Below are 21,292 nucleotides of genomic sequence, written 5' to 3'. Positions count from 1 at the left end.
AGAACCTCGCCCGAAAGTACACATACTCTTGTGTCTATCGGCGGGGTTTTGTCATGTTTAGGGTGATAAATTTGCCGGAAGCAGACATGCTAGGACTAGTAAAATAGATTCAATATAGGAATATTATACCAAAATAAATGAATATATGATAAAATAGCGACAAATTCTCTCATACATACAAAAATGGGAATATTGTGAAACTTATGAGAGTTCGCGGATAATGTCCCTAAGCAAGGGCATAGGAAGGAGATATGAGGCAGTCCCATTGGTTTATTTTACAGTTTATTTAGAGGAGGATATTCATGAAAAGCAAGTCAATAATTGTATTATTGGCGCTAGCTGTGCTCATTGGAAGCTTGTATCAGAATGAGGTGAAAGCCGCGCAAGACAGCACAGCTAGCAAGACGGGTGAGATTCAGAGGGCAGTCGCTCCCCATTTCACGGATATTGAGGGGCACTGGGCCCAGGCAGCTATTCTTGATGCGGTGAAACGAGGATATGTGGATGGATATCCGGATCAGAGATTTTTGCCTAATAAAGAGGTAACCAGAGCAGAATTTATTAAAATGGCGGTTACCGCCTTGAAGCTTGAGGTGAATGCCTCAAGTAAAGAAACATGGTACGCACCCTATGTTGCTGCCGCTGAATCGGCGGGAGTTTATATGGCCGGAGATTTTGCGAATCGTAATCTGACTCAATATATGACACGTGAAGAGATGTCCAAGCTAGCGGTAAGGGCACTTGGTCATAAGAATGTGGAAGAGAAGCAGTGGATGTATCTTGCATCCAAGGATGGCATCTTGTCGGGAACTGCGCCGGGGGTGATTTCTCCAACAGGCACGACCACAAGAGCTCAAGCCATCGTAGTTATTGAGAGATTGCTCCAGGCAAAGAGCGGTAAAGAGCTTCCTGTTGATCAGTATGCCGTATCGGCAGCCGAAGTGTATTGGCATAAGACTAATATCTTTTCTGTAGCGTCAGAAATTTTTAATGGGCCGGATAACAATAACAAGAACGTAGGTATAGACTCGTGGAAATTGTCGAAGCTGCAGTTCGGTGCATCCGATGGGTCCGTTATTGCCCAAGTAGATGAATTAATAGCCATTGATTGGAATGATCCGAAAGATCCAAACCGTAAATTATTGCCGAGCAAAGAGAAGTTAGTTTGGGTGTATGGAGCAAAATCGAATGTTTTTACAGATGATCTTCAGGCCTATGTTATTGTTCTGAAATCTCACTATGTAGTGAATAAGAAACCTAAATTGTATCCGTTTGATCGATTGAGTCTTTCAATAACTGGCTATAATGGAAAGCCAAATGATACAGAAATAAATATGGCATTTCCAATTGAATCTAGGGATCCCAAGAAACAAATTTATGGCCTTGTACTTCCCAAGACAGGATTTAGTACAACAGGCTCTCTAAATTTATTAGTATCAACCATCTCGGCTGGTGCTACTCTATATCAAAGTACTCTCTCAAGTTCGATTCTTATTCGATAAGGAATGCGATCATGAAGAAAATAAGAGTGTTTACCTTTTTATTGATAGTTTCACTGTTATCATTATTGATTCCTATTGATCTAGTAGTGAGCGCTCCAAATGATACTACTCAGGAGATAAACTTTGATTTCGCTACCGAACCTAGTGACTATGAATACAGTGGATACATATTCTCTGCAAAGAAGGAATTAGAAACCAAGAGTATCACCGTAAATGCTCCTGCCGGCAAAATCATCAAGAAGCTAGAATGGGTTAGCAAATCAACAAATACACCAATAAGATCAATTAATGGTTTTACGCCTGGTTTAACAACATGGAAAGGGAAGGATAAGTTAAGTGGTACAAAGTTAAAAGTAAGGTCAAGAGATAACTCAAATTATGGAGGTGTATATTACTGGGATAGATGGTCTGTAAATGATGCGGGTAATGGTTATGGGCAGATCTGGAAAGCCTCTAGTACAACTGGATTGATTATGGATAATAAAGATCCCAGATGTAATGTCAATGTTGAAAAAGAGACCATCCATGGACGTCAATTGCCTAAATACCCAGGATGTACAGATCCAAAATTAGAAGCGAAAATCAATCGTTCAGAAGCGTTTTTAATAGAGGAACCTGGAAATTCATTACACAGAACTTGGATTCGTAGCGGTGCTATATCCAATGAAGTTACGGCATCAAATACACGTATTGATTTTATGACAGATATACCGGATGTACATGGAACAACTGGAAGAACAGATCCAAGCACATTGGGCGGGGAAGTAGCTAGAGTAGAAAACAATAATAGTGAGTTAGATGTCATCATTATTAACTTCTCCCAAACCTTCAACAACGACACATATAATCGATACTGGGCTAACCCCAAATCTAAGCAGGTTTGGTACTTCTCCAAGTTCTTCGTAGATTTTGATTCGTATACTTATATGTACAAAGACAAACTCCTCCGAGCCACCTTTGCAGATGGAACATCAGGCTTGGAGATTACGGGCCCGACCTGTGTGGCACCATCTGGTACCATTCAGCTTACAGCGACTTTAACGAAGGTGGACGGCAGCACATACAATCTGCAAAAACATGACAAGTTAACCTGGCGAAGCTCGGATAGCAGCATCATGTCCATCAATGATTCGGGTGCCGTCACAGCCGTGGCTGCAACCGGAGGGGCAACGATAACAGCTCATTTTAAGGATGCGGCTCAGGCCCTGGATGAATCCGCAGACGTTAAGATTCAGGTTGGGACAGGTTCGTCTTGCGGAAATACTGGAGGAGGACCTGGAAATCCTCCAAGCACGTGCGGAATCCAAATCGGTGCGGCGAGGAAGGGTACCGTAACATCGCACACGGTGATGGATCCAGTGGCTACGGGTGTCATCAAAGCGGATCAGCGAGATTCAGAACAGTTTAATGTCCTGGATGGGATACCGACTTCTGAAACTCTGTACGTCAACGTGTTTGGGCTTAACTATCTGTACCAGAATCAATGGGCAAATATGAGCGGTGAGATCACCTACACTGTTCCTGTCAAAAAGAAGTATATTCTCACTTGGACGATCCCCGGAACGCCAAGCTCGGGACCGAATGATCCTGGCACGCCTGACAAACCTATGCGAGAAGAGGTTCCGGTAGAGGAACGCCTTGCGATTATCCGGCCATATTCATATTGGCAAATCGACAACCTCGAGGTTTATAAGCTAGGCAGGTCGACTGTGAGCAACTACGCATTACCTGGCGGCTCGGTCAGCTTGACGCCTACCGGATACACGCCTCCAATCCTTACATCCGATCATAGTGCCCGTGTCGAAGACCATGTGAAGGCCTCTCCATGCGAAGAGGTTGATTTAGGAACCGAAACCGTCCCGGGGGGATCCAGCAGACCCGTAGTGCCATCAACGGATTTCACGTCGGCAGCGGAGTCGGCTGTAGGCCAAAACCAGGTGAAAAATGATAAGGTGCTATTCAATGGATCCACCGTAATGAGTGACAGTTGGGCCCAGGAAGCCGCTCCGATACCAGGGATCATTCCTCCGGCTTCGACCATTAATAGGGATGTCCTATACGGCAAAAACTATCTTATCAGCAGTACGCTGCTAAATAAGAAGAATACGCCAAGTACGGGGACGATTGAGTATGATCTCATACCCGGCAATATTAATGGCGGTTCTCCTAAATCCTATCCCGTAAACGCCATAAACACTGTCACTGTCCATACTCCTGTAGTCAATTATTCATCCGTTACGGATGATCAGGACCACAACCAGAAGACGACCCCGAACTCGAGTCGATCTGCCTTCATCTTGGATCGGCCGTTTACGGTAACTACAGGGGTATGGAGATCGGGACTATGCAAAATATGTACGATCGAAACAGGTGTATTTTCCTTTCGATGTATACAGCAGCGATAAAAGCATCTTTTATCCAAAAGACACCTGGATCACCATCCCGACGGCTCAGCTGGATACGGAGTTTTTCCTGCCGGTATGGGTGGATGAGGGCGATTATCAAGTGTACTTTCGTACGATTGCGGAGAACGCGCCTTCCGATTTTACCACACAGCCCAGTGCGAATCTGAATTTGACCCACCATGTCGCTACAGATATTGAGCCAGTGGAGGTTATCGGGCGCGTATACGATTTCCAGATCACGGATATTGCCGATTATAACTGGGAGACGGTCTTCCGCACACAAAAAGGAAACGCAGCAGCTAGCGGGGCTTCCTATTGGACAGGACTTCGCGATATTGATGGCGGGGTACGGGGGAATGCACTGCCTTATACGCTCCCTATCGCGCCAGGCAAGCATCCAATCCAAGGCTACAAGAATGCAGCAGTGAAGACAGGTTACCATTTCAAATTCGACCTCAAGACGAAGGGGAATATGTTTGGAGCACAAGACGGTATTTCAATTACACCGAGTTTTTACTTCGTGAATGCGGATGGCAGCGGACGTCAGGCAGTTGACCTGTACTACCATAGCGGAGAGCGAAAGTTCATTCGCATCGGTTCCCCGCAGGACGCAGAGAAGCGTTATGTCATCTTGAATGAAAGGCTGCGGAACGTTCCGCAGGGTGAGCTGCAAGACACAGCTTCATACCAGTACAACCATGGAGGAGCACAGCCAGGAATGTCAGCCGCAGCCTATGCGAAGCAGTATATGGAGAACATCAGCAAAAGCAAGACATGGGTAGGACGCCTCGACTGGATGCTGCTGCCAGCCGGTATACGAACACTGATCGGTCCTAAAGCAGGGCTGCCTGCCTCGGTGGACGCCGAACGTGCGAATGCGGCGGTCCAGCGCTGGTATGGTGAATACAGTCTGCCCTCCGATGTATACGTGGTGAAGAAGGGAACGGACCTGGCAGCATATGGACGGAGTAACCGGCTGGATGAGAAGTCCTCTATCTTTCTGAAAAAAGGGTTTATCGTGGTCAACTTCAACATCGAGACGATTCGGGATGGCAATACCACTAGGCCGCATCTGCAGTACCTGCATGCGCCTCTCATGAACCAGTGGCAGCTTGAAGGTTTCGCCCGCACATATCTTGATCCCTATGGCAAGAAGTTTACGCTGCTGGACGGGGATGTCGTATTTTATCACGCCGACAAGTCCAGTAAAGGTGATTTCAAATCCCAGGTACCACATTAAAAATCATAAAAAAACAGCCTCTTCCTGCGATCAGGGAGAGGCTGTTTTTTTATACTTCATTCATGTGGCCATACCCCGTGATCATAGAGATAACGGGCAAAGGCCATTGGATTGTGGTATGTGCGTTTCCATACTTCTGCCATGCCGGCCTCTAAAAATCCATACCGTTGATCGCAACCGTTGCATTCAATGAAATAGAGCTTTCCTTCTTCGGTAATCCCTATATCCATTCCAAAATCGGCCGCATACGGAATAGACCGGGACAGAATTCGGGCGATGTAAATGGAAAACTCAGCAATTCGTTCTATAGTAAGATCAGCGGGTACGTCAGGCATACAGAGGGATAGTATGTCTGGTACTCGATAGGCTGAGCCGCCTTGAGCAATATTGGAGACGAACATTCGGGGAGCCGAAGTTTTAGCGAACATGCCGGCGACCTCCCAGCGCCCGTTTCCTCCACGCTGAACGGTAACTCTAATATCGAATGGACGGCCATCATGTTCGGCAAGTGGGATGCGCTGTTGAACAAGGAATGGGGCTTGCCTGATTCGCCGATGGATCAAGGGATGGAGCTTACCGGGAGGCAATGTAACCGTTCTCCAACCACTAGCTGATGGCGAGGAGCGTGAATAGGTGAATTGACTGTGCAAAGAGGTTCCTTTCAATCGCATAATACCAACTCCGATGCTGCCACTGCAAGGCTTTAGGACAAGATCCCCGTGCTGACTAAGCATGGAGCGAATCGAGACGGGGGTAGCTTTCACCGTATGAGGTAGGGATCGTGAAACTTCCGGGTCCTGCTCTAACATATGATGAATGACGTTTTTACTGTAACGTGTCCGTCCATTATAAACAAATACCCCGCGGTTGATTAGTTGATCAATCAGCTCTTGCTCCTGTCTTTTATGATAGATAGCCCGCATATGAACAGCACGTGGAATGGGAATATACACTCGTGAAAATCCGGCTGGAGCCGGTATATAACCAGCTACCTTTCCAGTACTGAGTGAAATATGATGAATGGTAAAAAAACAAGGAACCAGACCGTACACGGCAGCAGCTTCTTCATAGTTGGTCAGTGATTCAGTACCGATTTTCCCGCTGGAAATTCTGCGATACGTATTGTTGTTGATCAGAATGCCGACGAATTCCAGATGCATGGCCATCCTCCTTGTTACCAATATCATGTAATCTTTGTACCACATCGTATGCTCAAGAGAGATTGTCCCGGGTGGACGGGTGTCGCGCGTAGTTGGCCTATTATGATCTGGAAATTAGTCACCAATAGACCATTAACCGGTATATGTTATAGATAAGTTGCGAGAAGGGTGTGGAGTTATGAGTTTGCGGAAGGTGGCGGTTGTGACGCCAGGGTCTTTTGTCATTCCATCAGGGAGAAGCAGCTCCGTGGAGCGGGTCGTGGAGCAGACCATTCCTTTGGCTCAGGATACGATGGAAGTACGGATATATGGTGTGCTAGGGAAGGGATTGCCGTCAAAAGATGCCATTAACGGCGTTCCATGTTACCGTCTTCCATCTGGAGCTAATTATTATCCATCCTTGATGCGAAGGCTTCAGAAGTGGAGACCGGATATTATTGAAGTCCACAATCGGCCGCTGCTGGCCCAGCGCCTCAAAATGCATCTGCCGTGTGTGAAAGTCGTACTTAACCTTCATTCCAATACATTTATTATGCCTCCATATATGAGTGAGCAGCGCTTTGGGAACATTGCCCGCTGGATGGACGGCATTGTAGTAAACAGCCGTTTTCTACTGGAGGATATTACCTCAAGACATGCTTGGCTATTGGAGAAGATCATGATTAATCATCTTGGTGTTAGTCTTGATCATTTTAATCCGGTATTCAGTCCTGCTGCCAAGGCACTAAAAGAGGCAAAGCTTGCTCATTACGGATGGAGTGGGCGTCGTATTATCCTGTTTGCGGGACGGCTTATTCCTGACAAAGGGGCTCACCATCTGATTGACGTCCTGCCACATATTATTGACAAGCATCCAGAGGTTTTATTGCTTATTATCGGAAGTGCAGCTTACGGGTCCGACCGTGAAACCGCCTATGTCCGGGAATTGAAAAAAGCTGCCAGACCTTATTTGCATTGGGTAAACTTTCGCCCTTTTGTCCCTTATCCAGAGATTGCAGACTGGTACTCACTTGCTGATATTGTGGCTGTCCCCTCAGCGTCGAGGGAGGCCTTTGGACTCGTGAATGTTGAAGCAATGGCAGCTGGGGTTCCAGTCATCGCTGCGAACGCAGGTGGTATCCCGGAGATTGTGGAGAACGGCGTGACGGGGTATCTGGTTCAAAGAGATGATTTTCCTGGCGGACTCGCTGAACGGATTAACGGATTGCTTCAAGACGAGAATCTGCGTACACAAATCGGAATGGCAGGTCGTGAAACGGTACGTCAACGTTTCAGGTGGGATCATACGGCAGAACGATGGGCTAACCTGATGCAAACCATCTAACCGACAGTGGCAGTAGCCCTATCTTTTGAATAGGATGAATGTAACGATTAGAAGCAGAGGAGAGAGCCGACAGTGAATAGAGCCAGAGGGATCACCAGGATAAGAAGGAGAAGGGCCTTTCGGCAGCACGATGGCTATCATAAAAAGATGACCATCAGAGAAACTTCTGCTAACTGGTCAGATGTAGAGGATGATGGGGGCCATGTGCTGACTGATGATGCGATCTGTGCTTCCCATCTGCAGCATCGAAGTGTAAGAAGTGAGGCGATTGAGGATTATGCCGTGCACAGTATTCATCTGTCATCCGAATCCATCATATCTTCCAAACTAGCACTCGAATCGGTTCATCCGAGTCATCTGTCATTTAATCCGGTTCAAGGGATTCCGGGCATCCCTTTACTTCAACAGTTTGGGTATATCCCTTTCACCTTTTCTGATGAACTCGATTCGATCGAGGTTACGATACCGCTTCAGACCCCTTATCAAGATGAACATTATGTCGTAGTGGCATCATGCAGCGATCCGTTCTTTCAGGCTGGTATTCGTAAACGGCAGGATGCGGAGATTGTCATCCAAATTATTCGACCAGAAGGTACGATGATATCAGAAGGCGGGTTGCACTGGATTTCAATTGGTCAGATGGCTACGTAAGGAAAGAAAAGGGTGGGGGAAGAGAGACTTCACTCATCCTTTTTAGTAAACAGGGTGAATCCCAATTCATCTTCATGATGGATTGCCATTCTGGATAAACCGCTATCCGGCCATTTTCAAATGTGAATTTTAAGGGATTCGGCCGTATTACTAATGAGCATTTACCGTATGCTTCCAATCAAGTTGTGTACATAGAACAAATCATTGATGCGTTTAGAGAACGAAACACTCCTTGTAGATGCCGTCACCGAGCAATGGAGTAAACATACAATGAATTAGATGAACAGGAAAACCAGGAATGTATTCTTCCTCATATAGAGATAAGACATACGGGAGGCGGAGTCATATGAAGGACGTTTTAGGATGAGAAGACGCGGTGCTCGCTTACGGAAATCTTTAACGGTGGCTCCTCCTAAAGCTGATCTTGTTGAGGGACGGAAGGACGGGTATATGATTGGCTATTCTTATGGTGTTCAACATGGCGCAAAAGATAGCGATTGCTCATTTGATGGCGTCAGCATCATTATTCCCATTCAAGATCCTTATGAAGATGTTATTGGCAAGATCAGAAGGATCGAGGCCTTAACGCCGCATCCATATGAGCTGCTTATTGCAGATGTCGGATCCTCAGAAGGAACCAGGAAATATATGCGCCGCAGAATCGGAGTGGTACGGCATATTAGCGGGAGAAGTGACCAAGGAATAGCGGAGGTTCTTAATAAGGCACTTCGTGCTGCGCACGGGAAGAAGCTAGTCATTTTGTATGGCTGTACACCTGTTATGGATGACTGGATTGGAAGAATGACGGATGAGTTGGATACTGCCTCTGCTACTAAATCAGTATGTGTAAACTTTGCACAGACCGGAGTTCCACTACTGCTAAGAGAAGAACTGGATACTCATAATCGGTTAAATGCATGTTGTGCTCTGTTCCGTCCAGAATTGTTATCGGATGTTGGATGGTTAGATGTGGGACTTCCATCATTACAAGAAAGCATGAGCGAATGGCTAGGACGTGTTCCCCTGCAATACAGAACCATGTTGTACGCTGACGGTATATTCGTCTGATCGGAAGGGGAGACATTATTCGTTGCACCAGGAAGCTTGTCGAAGCATATGCTGAAAAACATGACGAGCAAAGGAGAGTTTTGTAGTGGAGAAAAAAATTAATGATATGGTTGAATATCTTTCGCATTCCCAGCAGCAGTTAGCACGCATTTTAGAAGCTCAGCGTCATGCAGCAGTCCGCATGGCTCAAATTATACATTCATTACCCAATCATGAAATCCCTGTTTCCGAAGAATCGAGTTCACGAGGTGGACCATCGTTAGGGGGGCAACTAACAGGAGGTCAATCATCAGGAACTCAGGTGGAACAAGTCAATAGCAGCATTACAGCATATTTGAGCGCGATGGCTGACCTGCAGCAAACATCGGCAGACAGTTTAGAAATCGCGATGAAAGAGCTTAAAGCGAACGAGCAAGGCGAAGAATAATGGGATTCGACTTCGATAGGTTAAGGGGGAATGTATGTGAGTAAAGAGGAGTCGTTCATGCGGATTCTCGATGCATCCGTTACTATTCAATATAATACCTATCTCATTCTACAAGGGAAAGCAGTCGAAGCTGAAAAGGTATGTCGATGGGTATTAACTCAATATCCCCGTTCCCAAGGAGAGTTGAAGGATTCGTTATCCATTCATGAGCAAATTGTTGAGCAAATTGAGGGCTTGACGAAAATAGGCTCCGGTCTGTGCCGGAATCTGCGAATTATTCTCGGAACGGACGCTGAACAAGATGACGCCATGGGATTTGATGCATTCGATTTCGGAGATACGGACTCATGATTGCGCGCATACAGCGGGAACATGAGGCCAAGATTGCTATGGTATCATCCATTGCTAGAAGTCAGCAAGCGCTGGCAAGTATTCTGGAAAGTATAGCGGAGGTTACGGCACATTCTGAAACAACCGCGCGCACTCTCGCGGAGAATATTCGGCTGCTTATCGACTATCAGTCCGTGATGGCTGAAATGTTGACAGGCATTCCGTTTAATCGTTTTAAATTAGGAAATCCCGCATCGCCCTGGATAAACTCCGAGTGCCAGTTATGTTACAACGAATCCTGGCTAGAGGCTAAGCATTCAACCTCGCAGAAGGATTCGGTATGAGCATTAGTTTATCTATCAGGAGTCATCGTCTATCATCTCGTGTTGCACGGAAGAAGCCTTCGTTCAAAATCCAGCGTGGTCTGAAGTCACCGGGTAATAAGCGCCGTCATGGCAAGAAAGGGAAGCGCCATCGAGCCGGTGGCCGTTACAGCTCCCCGCCAGGTGGCGGCAGCTCCCGACCTTTATCTCAAGTTCATGACAAAGGGTACGATCATTCCTACATGGAAGACTTTAAAGCTGGATTTGCGAAAGGTTATGAAGATGGCAGACAGGCGGATGCCTCTGCATAACGACTCTGGAGAACGAGCACAGCACACCTCCGTTTGTTAGGCAAATGAATGGATGCGCATCTCTATGTTCGACATACAATGGTTTAAAAGCGAAAAATGGAGTGAGGACTAATGAGTCCAACCAGCAGAATAGACAAGCGATTCATTAGAAAAACATGGCGAAAGATGGAGTTTTCCAAATCATTCAAGTCCTTTGGCACCGAAGTGAGATTAAATCATCAAACAATGGAATGTTTAAAAGACTCATACAAAAGCAGCATATGGAAACTTGAAATCAAACAAGAAAAAAATCGCATTCCTATCATTCTAAAAATTTCGAAACCGCTCGAAAAAGACCGCCCGGAAAGCACGGTTGAGAAAAATATATACCGAAAAGGAAAAAAAGTACTTCAGCCGTTCATGCCATTAGTTTATAAAACCAAAAGAAATGTAAACGGGCGCGATTTTTGGGTATTGATGGAATACATCGCACCTCTTAAAGGGCGGGTGCAATATAATCCGGATCACTTTGACCAAATCATTCCTACGTTAGCGAAGCTTCACTCCTCTACGATGAATGAACGCTTCAAACAATATGAGCGACTATTCGGTGATTGGCTTCCTCAATTTAGTTCCGATGTTATGAGAGAAGAAAGAAAAAAGATAAATAAGTTAACTTTGTATTATTTAGATGAAGCGATGAAAAACAACAATTTAAAAGAAATGATAAATCCATATTACTCACTCGTGAAGGACCTGCTGCAGAGAGGGCCAGATTATTTCCCGGAGGTAGTTCATGAAGGCTGCAGCATTATCCACGGAGATCTTCACACTGCAAACATAGCGGCCTACAATGTTAAGGAGAAATCGTGGAAAATCAAGTTTATTGATTGGGAAGGTGCAAAATATGCTCCGTGCTGGTTTGATCTCGTCAATTTGATCGGGGTTTTCTTGGCATACCGCCGAGAGTGGGAAGATCAGGAGGAGATTATTACCCGCCGTTGTGTTCAGTTATATTCGAATGAGATGAGAAGGCATGGAGTTATCTTTAAAACCGATCCATTCAAACTGTATCAGATGGCATTCCTAAAACGAATACTTGAGAAGGGGTTGTATCTGCAGCTGAATTGGGCTGTTACCGGTAAAAAAGAGGCGAAGCTGCTGCCGGTGTATTTAGAAAAAATCAAAGTTTTAGATAAAAAATTGGAGCTTTATTAGTGCTTATTTGATCCAATGGATACTAAGTTGAGTACTACTCGGATAACCCGCGTGTTCAGCGGGTTGTTTTGCGTTGTTTTTGATGAATCTATGTATATTTCTTAGAATCAGTTAGCAGATAGGAGCAGAAATTCTTGGCTAATCGTAATCCAATTATTCGAGGAATGTTAAATCATGTGTGTGGAATGTTAAATCGTATTTTTTTAATGTCATGTCGAAGGTCCTTCACATAGGATATAAAAGGAATACGGAGTGGAGGATCGCGGACATGACAAAAACAGGTAATTTCGGAGGATACGAGCACGGTCGAACGGATGGCTTCAGAAAGGGAAGAGAAGATGGATACCGTAAAGGGCATGAGGATGCGCAAGCCTTATCGATGAATCCGCCTCTTCATGACATAAGTATGAAATGGCGAGAGCTTCGATGTGCGGACCAAATTGCGAGTCATTTCGGTTCACCGGTTGTCCTGAACGACAATAATATGGAATGCCTAAAAGAGACGGATAAGAGCTCAATCTGGAAGCTTGAAATCGCTGCGAATCAACAATCGTATCCGATCATTTTAAAAACATTTAAAGCACCTGTGAACGAGCAAAAATTAATCGAATTAAATATGTACCGAAAAGCAAAAAGTATCTTGCCTGAACTGATGCCTGACATCTATATGATTGTGGAAGGAGTGAATGGCGAAGACGCTTGGGTATTTATGGAATATGTACCTCAAGTAAAAGGTCAGGTCATTTTTACGCCGGATAGTTTTGACCGAGTTATCCCTTCTTTGGCCAAACTTCACGCTCTCACCTACAACCAAAATTTCTATGATAATTGGGAAGTATTCGATGAATGGCTCCCTCTTTACGATTCCGATGCTTCCACCCTCGAACGGCAGAAGAATCATGAAAGAACCCTGGAATACTTGGATAAGGCAATGGAAAATCCAGAATTAAAGCCTAGGCTGGAATCCAGCTATTCTAATGTAAAGAGCATTTTGAAAAAAGGCCCCGTTTATTTCTCGGAACTCCTTCATGCTGGTAAAAGTATCATTCACAATGATTTACAAACACCTAATATGGGCTGTCACAATGTATCTGAAGAGACCTGGAACATTAAATTTATCGATTGGGAAGGCGCACGTTTTTCACCATGTTGGTTTGATATGTTTAATTTAATGGGTGTATTTTTTGCATACCGTAAGGACTGGAGAGGCGACGAAGAGGCGGTAATACAACGTTGTGCTCCTCAATATGCTGCAGAAATGCTTAAATATGGTATTCAGTTTGATGCAGACCCCGTTGTGTTATACAAAATGGCCTATTTGCAGCGTGTGTTGGAACGAAGCTTGTATCAGCAGCTTCATTGGGGAATAGATGGTCTGAAGCAGGTATATTTACTGGATCATTATTTGGAGAAACTCAATATCTGGGGCAAGGAACTCGGCTTATATTAATCAAAGCTGTTTAAAAACAGGAGGGAGGTACAGGTATGAACCATGTTTTAACCTATCTTGAACTGGCGGATTCTTTGCTTTGCTCCCTCCCCTCCAGGGCTCGGATTGCAGGAAGCCCGAAGCTCCCATGCAATCGAACCTTCCAAATACGAGTCGACAGAACGATGCCCTTTGAGTTTGTTGCCAATCTGATGCCTCCGTTTTGTGGTTTATGGGAGGCTGATGTCTGTTTTGATTACTCTGATTATGATAACGCTCTGTCCGGTATTGGGAGGGAAACTCAGGCAGATGTATATATCATCTGGTTAGATTGGCGGATCTACGCCCGCTCTATGAGCGCACAGGAAGCTGCTCATTGGCTAAATGAACGGATCGGTAAACTCCGTATGATAACGGATAAACCGATCTGGATTAATAACTGGCCGGAGTCTCTGGAAGACGCAAATAGGGTGCTCAGCTTCCGTGCAAGTGATCGTGGATGGTTCCGAAAGTTAAATTCGTATTTGTTGGAGTCGGTTGAGAACAACATAGGTTGTGTATTGATTGATTTAGCCCAATTGACCCATGAAGGTACTGAATCCTTTTATGATTATCGGAACGATGAAATCAGCAACTACCCATTTTCCAATCAGGCAACGACGATGATCTCCCGCCACCTTGGTGTACATCTCTTACCTGCTTCCTGTGTTCCGAGACTTAAAGCGATTGCTCTTGATCTTGATGATACGCTTTATACCGGGGTATTGGGAGAGGAAGGGGTAGAAGGGATAACATTAACTGAAGGCCACCATCGGCTGCAAAGGCTGCTGCTCCGGCTTAAACAATCAGGAGTGCTGCTCACGTTGTGCAGCCGTAATGAAGAAGAAGATGTTAAGGCTCTGTTTGATGCCCGGAGCGATTTTCCGCTAAAATGGGATGATTTTGCAGCTGTCTGCGCGAATTGGCAGACAAAAGCAGAAAATCTGAATGTCTTGGCACGAATACTGAATATCGACCCGTCTGCTTTCTTGTTTGTGGATGACAATCCTGCGGAATTGGTGAAGATGGCCGCTGCACTGCCAGTTGTTCGTCTTTTCCGCGCAAAAGAAAGCGGTGAAGAAACGATGCTTGGATTATGTCATTTTCCCGGATTATATCAACTTCACCCGGATAGCATAGCCGTATCCAGAACAACCGATATTCAAGCCAATCAAGCAAGGGAGAAGATTAGACAAACAGCATCGGACTATCGTTCCTATTTAGATAGCTTGAACATGGTTGTAACCATCTATGAGAATGAAGCTTCCCATGTCACGCGGCTGCATGAATTAAGTCATAAAACGAATCAGTTTAACCTGGCATTAAGGAGGATGACAGAAATTGAGGCGAGTGACGTTATGAATGCCTCAAAATATATTACGGTTACTATTCGCCTCACGGATATACTGTCAGACAGTGGAATAATTGGCGCTTTTATATGCCGGCTGGATGGTGAGCAAGCACATTTAATTGAAACGCTTTTTAGCTGCAGGGCGCTTGGACGTGAGATTGAAACGGTAGCCTTTGCCTGGATCTTGAAGAAATTAATAGATCGAGGGATGCAGCGTATCAATATTGAAATGGTTCAGGGGCCGCGCAATGCTCCCGCCTTGGATTGGATAAAGCGTTTTGTTACGGGCTCGCCTGAACAACTGTCGCTTAAAGATCTCTATGCACGTGTAAAAGCAGCTTGCGGAAGTCATCCTGCTAGAGTGGAGGTAAATCGATGACTACAGAATTACGCAAACAAATCGGGTCGATCTTATCCGAGGTATTAAACACCGCATTTCCACCTCATGATAATCCAAAGCGGGAAGAGCTGGCGAGTTGGGATTCTTTAAAACATATGGAACTCATTCTTCGTCTTGAAGAGCAATTTGATGTTCGCTTCTCCATTAGGGAAGTAGCGGGAATTCAAAGCTTGGATGACATCGCCAAGATTATCGAGGTGAAGTCGTGAACCATAACATCACGGTTGAACGTTTCGGAATTCGATTAAGACCGATTACGATGGAAGATGCAGATTTTATTTTCAAGCTAAGAAGATCGCCAGAGTTATCGAAGTATATCGGAGAAATCGACTCTCGTTATTCAATTCATGAATCATGGTTGAAACAATATTTTCATAGAGAGGGCGACTATTACTTCTGCATTGAGCTTCTCTCAGGAGTGCCGATCGGAACCATTGCGATCTATGATATTGATAGTCAAGAAGGGAATTGGGGAAGATGGATCATTTCCGATTCGATCCCTGCCGCTCCTGCCAGCGTATGGCTTATTTTTCACGTTGCGTTCGATATTCTGGGTTTGTCCAGTGTATTTTCCAATACCGTTATTGAGAACGCGAGTGTCGTTTCTTTTCATGATAACTGTGGTTTGGCCCGGACCGGAATTGAACATAATGGTCTTACCATTAGAGGCGTTTCCTATGACATGGTTATTCATACGGCTACGAAGGAGAACTGGCCTATGATTCAACAAAGATTAGAGAAGCCTGCAATATTGGCGGAGCGTCTGCTGAGGGAGAATCCGGAAAAATAGTAACTTATCATTGCGGAATGAAAGAAATATATGACTTGTTTACTGACGACAGCGAAATAACTCGCTGTCTTTTCTATATATATCAAAGAAAAGAATGACATGGGTAATATATCGGGTGAATTCGCCGTTGCTTCTCTCAGGCGTATTTCATATTTTATCAGGAGAAGGAAATTTATGATGGCCCGGTAATTTCATCATGGGTGTTTTTTGAACAATGACTTACTCTTCAAGAAAGGATGGACAACCAGGATGAGCGAAATCTTGCAAAAAATAAAAACCAAGACGGCAACGGTGGCCGTGATCGGTCTTGGTTACGTCGGACTATCTGTAGCAGTGGAGGCGGCAAGAGCCAATTACAGGGTGTACGGAATTGACATTGATAAGAATAAAACGGAACAGTTACAACGCGGAAAATCGTATGTTACGGATATAAAGGATGAAGATATCGATTCTTTGATCCATCAGCGCCTGTATGCCGTTCATGAGTTTTCAGTGCTGGCTGAAGCAGATATCATCGTTATTTGCTTGCCCACTCCGCTTAACATCAACAGAGATCCTGACGTTTCCATGATTCGGTCAGCGGTTGATTCCATCATCCGGTATGCTTCGAGAGATACGCTCATTATTTTGGAAAGCACCACCTATCCTGGAACGACCGAAGAATTAATTAAGAATGTGATTGAAGCCAATACGCAATGGGAAGCGGGTAAGGATGTTTTTGTATGTTATTCTCCGGAAAGAGTGGACCCTGGAAACCGTAAATTCAATGTAAAAAACACACCTAAAATCTTAGGTGGAATCACGGAGGAATGTACCCATCTCGGCCTTCAATTTTACCGTTCTTTTTTGGATAACGTGATACCAGTAAGCTCAACGGCCGCGGCCGAAATGGTTAAGTTGCTCGAGAACACGTTTCGAAGTGTTAACATTGCGCTTGTGAACGAGCTGACGCTCATGTGTGATCGAATGGGGATTAACATCTGGGAAGTGATCGACGCTGCTTCGACCAAGCCATTTGGTTACATCCCCTTTTTCCCAGGGCCGGGGATCGGCGGCCACTGCATCCCGATCGATCCGACCTATCTGTCATGGAGAGCTAAAAAGTTCGGCTTCTATAACAAATTTATTGAATTGACCAGCGATATCAACAGCAATATGCCCCGATATGTCATATCGCAGATTACCGACATACTCAATGACAATGAAAAGCCGCTAAAAAACTCAAATATTATATGCATTGGAATGGCTTATAAAAAGGATGTCAACGATATGCGGGAATCGCCTGCACTCGAAGTGTTCAGGCTTCTACAGCAGAAGGGGGCTGCTGTAACCTATTATGACCCGCTCATTCCATGGTTTATAGACAATGGCCACAGGATATCCTCCATAGAACTTTTGCCGGATCTGATTGCCTCCGCCGACCTGGTCGTTATTACTACCGATCATAGTACGATCGATTACCAGTTTATTGCTGAGCATGCCGCTTTGCTGTATGACACGAAAAATGTGACTCGGTCGATTAAAGGAAACATCGTATTGCTCGGCGGACATAAGCGATTGGAGAAAAGTTTATCTCAGGATGTGCCGATCCAAGATAACGGGGAAGGGAGGGAAGGGATTGATTGATGTTGTCATTTGTGTGCATAACGGTTTGGACGCAGTAAAACAATGTTTGAACTCCATTCAAAATAATACGACACAAAAAATTAATGTAATTATCATAGATGATGGAAGCGATCAAACCACAAAGCGATATCTGGAACAGTACACACGACAATTTCACTATACATTAATTCGACACGATAAACCGCAAGGCTATACGGCTTCTGCGAATCAAGGATTAAAACAGTCAACATCGCGATACTGCGTCCTCCTCAACAGCGATACGATCGTAACCGGTCAGTGGTTGGAAAGGCTGACGGAAACCATGGAATCCGATCGCAGGATCGGTATCGTCGGTCCGCTGTCTAATGCAGCCAGCTGGCAATCCATTCCCCATCTGGATAGGAGCCGGAATGGATTGGAGCCTAACTTAACGATCGAACAGATGGCCGAGCTTGTCTATCAATCCTCCGATAAGAATTTTCCGAGAGTCATGTTTTTGAACGGCTTCTGTTTAATGATCAAGAAGGAAGTCATAGACAAAATCGGGTATTTCGATGAAAAGAACTTTCCGATAGGTTACGGGGAAGAAGATGATTATTGTCTTCGTGCCCGCGCTGCCAACTTTAAATTAAAGATTGCCACGCATTGTTATATTTATCATCAAAAGTCGGCAAGCTTTGGAAAGGATAGAAGGAAGCGATTAGCACAGAATGGGAAAGCTGCCCTCATTCGCAAACACGGCGTGGAAAGGATTAAGCAATCGATACAAAAAATGGTCGATCATCGATTGCTCAAAGAAACAAGGGCAAAATTAAAATGGCTATTAGCTTGCAGACGACAAATCATCACAAGTAATCAACGAAAAAACGTAATATACACAGCGATAACCGGTAATTACGATAAGCTGCAGGATCCTTTACAAATGAGCAAGCATTGTGATTACTATTGTTTCACGGATAATCCGAAATTAAAGTCCGGAACCTGGAAAATGATTAAGTTAGATAAAATATTCCCTGATACGGCGCGTCAAGCTAGATGGGTAAAAGTTATGCCACATTTATTATTCCCGACCTACAAACACAGTGTTTGGGTTGACGGGAATATCCGAATTGTCGGAGATATCGATCGGTTTATTGAAAAATATAGCGCCTCACCGCTCGTGTTCTACAAACATTCACATCGGAATTGTATTTATAAAGAAGCTGAAGCTTGTATTGCCTTGGGGAAGGATAACAAAGAAGTCATATTAAAACAAGTAGCCTTGTATAAGAATGCGGGATATCCGAGAGACAACGGACTGATTGAATCCGGTGTGATCTTAAGACGCCATAATGATCCAATCGTTACCGGCACGATGACAACATGGTGGAGACAAATTATGAGTTACAGTAAAAGAGATCAAATCAGTTTTAATTACGTTGCCTGGAAGCATAATGTTCCATTTACCGCGATCAATGGCAATATCCGTAATAATGAATTTTTTAATTGGAGCAAGCATCACAATAAGCCGGTTATGAAAAGATTGAAACGCTAATATGTATCTTAGGGGCTGTTATCGTACAACGGCCCCTTCGTCATGTCTTTTAAAATGGCGGTGGTTAGTGTGGTGGAAGGAAAAATGTTTTATTTAACGCCACCCAAATGCCTGCTTACGATATCATCCTTCTTCAGTTCGTCTAATACAATCTCCTGTACCCGGGAACTCTTCAGGGGGAGTTTCATTTGCCTGATCGATCCGCCGAGGTAGTAGTAGAGGCTGTAAGGAAAAATCGCGTCTATATAGTAGAGTTCTTCAAAGGACTTCCCTTCAGGAAATCTCGCAAAATACTCTTTATTATATGAAGACAACACAATCCTCGGTAATAAATAACGGATATCCTTGATGGGAGAGTCAATTCTTGAATGCTCCAGGTCAATAATCCATATATCTCCTGATGTTGTTTTTATTGCGTTTAAATGGGTTAGATCCCCATGTACGACCCATCTTCTTTTGCTCACGGCTTTGAGATGGTCAGCGAGGAGGGGCGCTCTCCGGGAAGAAACTCTTATACATTTCTCAGCTAATTGTATACATGGTTGAATATGCTTCAAGGAGTACTGGTCTTTCCATTTCATTAATTCTTTTAATTTTAGTTGATATTCAGATATCCACCTGTTAATTCCGACCTTCAAGTCGTCCGGATTTTGTTTGGGTGTGAGTGAACTTGGACACCTGGCGTGTTGATGAAAATCTCCGATTACCCTTACGCGGTCAATTATCGATACAGGACCGCCGGAGATATATCTAGACAAATAATAACGATGCTCACCTTGTTTCGTACATAGTTTCCGTTGATTCGTGGCGATTACCTCAGGAACCTTTAACCCCTGTTGGGATAGCGCGTATTGTAGAGTGATTGAAGGGGTGAACGTTTTACTTGATCTATAGTCCGATTTAAGGATATAGGTTTCGTTGTTATTGATTACCTTCCACACCGCTTTATCCGGCTCGTTCTGAATCCATTCGATTTTCGGTTTTTTGATATCATAATACTGGTTAAGAACCAACATTGCATCTTGAATTGTAGGCATGCCATCACCTCTCCATCGAGATCATAGGACAAGATCATCATCTAATCTATTACAGATCTTATGGTACGTCGATCAGGCCTTGAAAAAGAGACCTCCAATTTTCCGCACACTGTTTGACCTTGAAATTCTTCTTCACGGCCTTCGCGGCCTTTTGTGAAATTATTTTCCGAAGTTGGGGATTTTCGATCATTTCTTTAATCCCGGTGTACCAACCTTGCTCTGTTTGAGGAACAAAATAACCCGTTTTTTTGTGGAATACCCAATCACGGTATATGGGGGATAATGAATAAATGCCGGGAATGCGGCAGGATGCGTAGTCGCGGAACTTTACATTACTTTTGCAGTGGTAGAACAGATCATCATCCATGGGTGCAAGACCGATATCCCAATTGGCCCGATACAGCCGCTGCATGAACTGGCTGTAATTTTCATTATGTTTACAATGCGAGACATTAGGATGCCCCTTCAATTCTTCAGGACAGTACCCATAGAACTCCAGTCTGACAAAATCTCCGTATTCCTTAAGTATACGCTTCAATGCGGGAATAACGGGTCGGAAAGAACTCTCTTTTTTTGCACCTTCGTATCCGATCACGAGTCGATCTTCCTTTTTCGGACCTCTGGACAATTTTGTAAATGAAAGATCGATACTCCCTGGAAAATAGATCACTTTAGGAGTGAATTGCTTCTTAATCACTTCGCGAAAGACGGGTGATTCTACTTTGACCATGTGTACATTTCTTAGAAAGTAAGTATAGGTTTTTTTATAAGCGGGTTTTGCGTATATCTGGCCAAGACGAGTGGTTTGAGGGATCGCGAGAAAATGGTCGTCAATGACGTATACGGTCTTCTTTCCCTCACGGTGTGCCCATTCTAAACATTGGAGCGCTGCTGGCTCAATGCTTCTTAGAAACATAATAATATCGTATGAAGAAATGATAGATCGGGTTACCTGTTTATGGGGAAGGATCTTAAAACTGCAATATCCTTGTCCTTCCAGATAACGGAGAGGTGGGAGAAGAATGATTTGGTACGATGCGGTTCCCTCTGAGCCGACCACAAGAATTCTTCTCATTTAGTGACCCCCAATCAACAATGATTACTGGATGCCCTTGCGGGTAACTCAGTTGAAAAATAGTGCTTGCCCTCACGAGGAGAGCAAGCGTAAA

20 protein-coding genes are annotated in these 21,292 nt (G+C 44.5%); 17 read left to right on the top strand and 3 right to left on the bottom strand.

Translation table 11 applies throughout. The annotated features are described in order from the left end of the window. Positions 1-302: 302 nt before the first annotated feature. From ABEQ74_RS22280 to ABEQ74_RS22270, 3 genes are read left to right on the top strand one after another with little or no spacing between them, the layout of a single operon-like run. A complete protein-coding gene (locus tag ABEQ74_RS22280; protein WP_430124342.1) occupies positions 303-1,502 on the top strand; it encodes an S-layer homology domain-containing protein in 1,200 nt (399 codons plus the stop codon). 11 nt (positions 1,503-1,513) lie between these two features. Further along, positions 1,514-3,907 (top strand): DUF5704 domain-containing protein, encoded by a 2,394-nt coding sequence (locus ABEQ74_RS22275; RefSeq protein ID WP_430124341.1) that lies wholly within the window; start codon positions 1,514-1,516, stop codon positions 3,905-3,907. Continuing rightward, positions 3,873-5,147 carry a hypothetical protein gene (locus tag ABEQ74_RS22270; protein ID WP_430124340.1) on the top strand — a complete coding sequence of 425 codons (1,275 nt, stop codon included), beginning with the start codon at positions 3,873-3,875 and terminating at the stop codon, positions 5,145-5,147. The genes ABEQ74_RS22275 and ABEQ74_RS22270 overlap by 35 nt, the downstream gene beginning before the upstream one ends. A 56-nt stretch (positions 5,148-5,203) precedes the next feature. On the opposite strand, the gene ABEQ74_RS22265 is transcribed toward ABEQ74_RS22270, so the two are convergent. After that, on the bottom strand, positions 5,204-6,307 hold the full coding sequence (locus ABEQ74_RS22265) for a YheC/YheD family protein (RefSeq protein WP_430124339.1): 1,104 nt from the start codon (positions 6,305-6,307) through the stop codon (positions 5,204-5,206). 178 nt (positions 6,308-6,485) lie between these two features. Between ABEQ74_RS22265 and ABEQ74_RS22260 the strand changes: the two genes are divergently transcribed. From ABEQ74_RS22260 to ABEQ74_RS22195, 14 genes are all read left to right on the top strand, one after another. Further along, positions 6,486-7,631 carry a glycosyltransferase family 4 protein gene (locus tag ABEQ74_RS22260; protein WP_430124338.1) on the top strand — a complete coding sequence of 382 codons (1,146 nt, stop codon included), beginning with the start codon at positions 6,486-6,488 and terminating at the stop codon, positions 7,629-7,631. Between the two features lie 72 nt (positions 7,632-7,703). Then, complete coding sequence (locus ABEQ74_RS22255; protein ID WP_430124337.1) at positions 7,704-8,282, top strand: WIAG-tail domain; 579 nt, start codon at positions 7,704-7,706, stop codon at positions 8,280-8,282. Positions 8,283-8,645: 363 nt separating this feature from the next. Beyond that, the gene (locus tag ABEQ74_RS22250; RefSeq protein ID WP_430124335.1) at positions 8,646-9,350 is read left to right on the top strand and encodes a glycosyltransferase family 2 protein; all 705 of its coding nucleotides are present in this window, start codon (positions 8,646-8,648) and stop codon (positions 9,348-9,350) included. An 85-nt stretch (positions 9,351-9,435) separates the two neighbouring features. After that, positions 9,436-9,777 (top strand): hypothetical protein, encoded by a 342-nt coding sequence (locus ABEQ74_RS22245; RefSeq protein WP_053489468.1) that lies wholly within the window; start codon positions 9,436-9,438, stop codon positions 9,775-9,777. A 36-nt stretch (positions 9,778-9,813) separates the two neighbouring features. Next, positions 9,814-10,128, top strand: coding sequence for a hypothetical protein (locus ABEQ74_RS22240; RefSeq protein WP_430124334.1), 315 nt, complete (start codon positions 9,814-9,816; stop codon positions 10,126-10,128). Then, on the top strand, positions 10,125-10,451 hold the full coding sequence (locus ABEQ74_RS22235) for a hypothetical protein (protein ID WP_430124333.1): 327 nt from the start codon (positions 10,125-10,127) through the stop codon (positions 10,449-10,451). Before ABEQ74_RS22240 ends, ABEQ74_RS22235 begins: the two co-directional genes overlap by 4 nt. Beyond that, positions 10,448-10,741 carry a hypothetical protein gene (locus tag ABEQ74_RS22230; RefSeq protein WP_430124332.1) on the top strand — a complete coding sequence of 98 codons (294 nt, stop codon included), beginning with the start codon at positions 10,448-10,450 and terminating at the stop codon, positions 10,739-10,741. The genes ABEQ74_RS22235 and ABEQ74_RS22230 overlap by 4 nt, the downstream gene beginning before the upstream one ends. A gap of 111 nt (positions 10,742-10,852) precedes the next feature. Continuing rightward, the gene (locus ABEQ74_RS22225) at positions 10,853-11,938 is read left to right on the top strand and encodes an aminoglycoside phosphotransferase family protein (protein ID WP_430124331.1); all 1,086 of its coding nucleotides are present in this window, start codon (positions 10,853-10,855) and stop codon (positions 11,936-11,938) included. A gap of 268 nt (positions 11,939-12,206) precedes the next feature. Continuing rightward, a complete protein-coding gene (locus ABEQ74_RS22220) occupies positions 12,207-13,388 on the top strand; it encodes a hypothetical protein (protein ID WP_430124330.1) in 1,182 nt (393 codons plus the stop codon). 35 nt (positions 13,389-13,423) lie between these two features. After that, positions 13,424-15,136 (top strand): HAD-IIIC family phosphatase, encoded by a 1,713-nt coding sequence (locus ABEQ74_RS22215; RefSeq protein WP_430124329.1) that lies wholly within the window; start codon positions 13,424-13,426, stop codon positions 15,134-15,136. Further along, positions 15,133-15,366 (top strand): acyl carrier protein, encoded by a 234-nt coding sequence (locus ABEQ74_RS22210; RefSeq protein WP_430124327.1) that lies wholly within the window; start codon positions 15,133-15,135, stop codon positions 15,364-15,366. The genes ABEQ74_RS22215 and ABEQ74_RS22210 overlap by 4 nt, the downstream gene beginning before the upstream one ends. Beyond that, entirely contained in the window at positions 15,363-15,947 is a 585-nt protein-coding gene (locus ABEQ74_RS22205) for a GNAT family N-acetyltransferase (protein WP_430124326.1), read from the top strand. The genes ABEQ74_RS22210 and ABEQ74_RS22205 overlap by 4 nt, the downstream gene beginning before the upstream one ends. A 249-nt stretch (positions 15,948-16,196) precedes the next feature. Next, entirely contained in the window at positions 16,197-17,573 is a 1,377-nt protein-coding gene (locus ABEQ74_RS22200) for a nucleotide sugar dehydrogenase (RefSeq protein ID WP_430124325.1), read from the top strand. Next, positions 17,566-19,086, top strand: coding sequence for a glycosyltransferase (locus ABEQ74_RS22195; protein ID WP_430124324.1), 1,521 nt, complete (start codon positions 17,566-17,568; stop codon positions 19,084-19,086). The genes ABEQ74_RS22200 and ABEQ74_RS22195 overlap by 8 nt, the downstream gene beginning before the upstream one ends. An 89-nt stretch (positions 19,087-19,175) precedes the next feature. Here the strand turns inward: ABEQ74_RS22195 and ABEQ74_RS22190 are convergent, their stop codons facing one another. Both ABEQ74_RS22190 and ABEQ74_RS22185 read right to left on the bottom strand, forming a co-directional pair. After that, positions 19,176-20,123, bottom strand: a complete 948-nt coding sequence (locus tag ABEQ74_RS22190; protein WP_430124323.1) for a phosphotransferase — start codon at positions 20,121-20,123, stop codon at positions 19,176-19,178. 58 nt (positions 20,124-20,181) lie between these two features. Beyond that, positions 20,182-21,198 (bottom strand): hypothetical protein, encoded by a 1,017-nt coding sequence (locus tag ABEQ74_RS22185; RefSeq protein ID WP_430124322.1) that lies wholly within the window; start codon positions 21,196-21,198, stop codon positions 20,182-20,184. Between the last annotated feature and the right edge of the window lie 94 nt (positions 21,199-21,292).

The sequence above is a fragment of the Paenibacillus solani genome (assembly GCF_050475945.1).
Lineage (GTDB): Bacteria > Bacillota > Bacilli > Paenibacillales > Paenibacillaceae > Paenibacillus_AQ > Paenibacillus_AQ solani_A.
Note: the sequence above shows the minus strand (reverse complement) of the source record. Positions and strands in the feature narration are given on the sequence as shown.

Bases quoted from the DNA above. Each gene is read 5' to 3' on its own strand.
- ABEQ74_RS22280 (WP_430124342.1), top strand. From the start codon at position 303: ATGAAAAGCAAGTCAATAATTGTATTATTGGCGCTAGCTGTGCTCATT.
- ABEQ74_RS22275 (WP_430124341.1), top strand. From the start codon at position 1,514: ATGAAGAAAATAAGAGTGTTTACCTTTTTATTGATAGTTTCACTGTTA.
- ABEQ74_RS22265 (WP_430124339.1), bottom strand. From the start codon at position 6,307: ATGCATCTGGAATTCGTCGGCATTCTGATCAACAACAATACGTATCGC.
- ABEQ74_RS22260 (WP_430124338.1), top strand. From the start codon at position 6,486: ATGAGTTTGCGGAAGGTGGCGGTTGTGACGCCAGGGTCTTTTGTCATT.
- ABEQ74_RS22250 (WP_430124335.1), top strand. From the start codon at position 8,646: ATGAGAAGACGCGGTGCTCGCTTACGGAAATCTTTAACGGTGGCTCCT.
- ABEQ74_RS22235 (WP_430124333.1), top strand. From the start codon at position 10,125: ATGATTGCGCGCATACAGCGGGAACATGAGGCCAAGATTGCTATGGTA.
- ABEQ74_RS22230 (WP_430124332.1), top strand. From the start codon at position 10,448: ATGAGCATTAGTTTATCTATCAGGAGTCATCGTCTATCATCTCGTGTT.
- ABEQ74_RS22225 (WP_430124331.1), top strand. From the start codon at position 10,853: ATGAGTCCAACCAGCAGAATAGACAAGCGATTCATTAGAAAAACATGG.
- ABEQ74_RS22220 (WP_430124330.1), top strand. From the start codon at position 12,207: ATGACAAAAACAGGTAATTTCGGAGGATACGAGCACGGTCGAACGGAT.
- ABEQ74_RS22215 (WP_430124329.1), top strand. From the start codon at position 13,424: ATGAACCATGTTTTAACCTATCTTGAACTGGCGGATTCTTTGCTTTGC.
- ABEQ74_RS22210 (WP_430124327.1), top strand. From the start codon at position 15,133: ATGACTACAGAATTACGCAAACAAATCGGGTCGATCTTATCCGAGGTA.
- ABEQ74_RS22200 (WP_430124325.1), top strand. From the start codon at position 16,197: ATGAGCGAAATCTTGCAAAAAATAAAAACCAAGACGGCAACGGTGGCC.
- ABEQ74_RS22190 (WP_430124323.1), bottom strand. From the start codon at position 20,123: ATGCCTACAATTCAAGATGCAATGTTGGTTCTTAACCAGTATTATGAT.
- ABEQ74_RS22185 (WP_430124322.1), bottom strand. From the start codon at position 21,198: ATGAGAAGAATTCTTGTGGTCGGCTCAGAGGGAACCGCATCGTACCAA.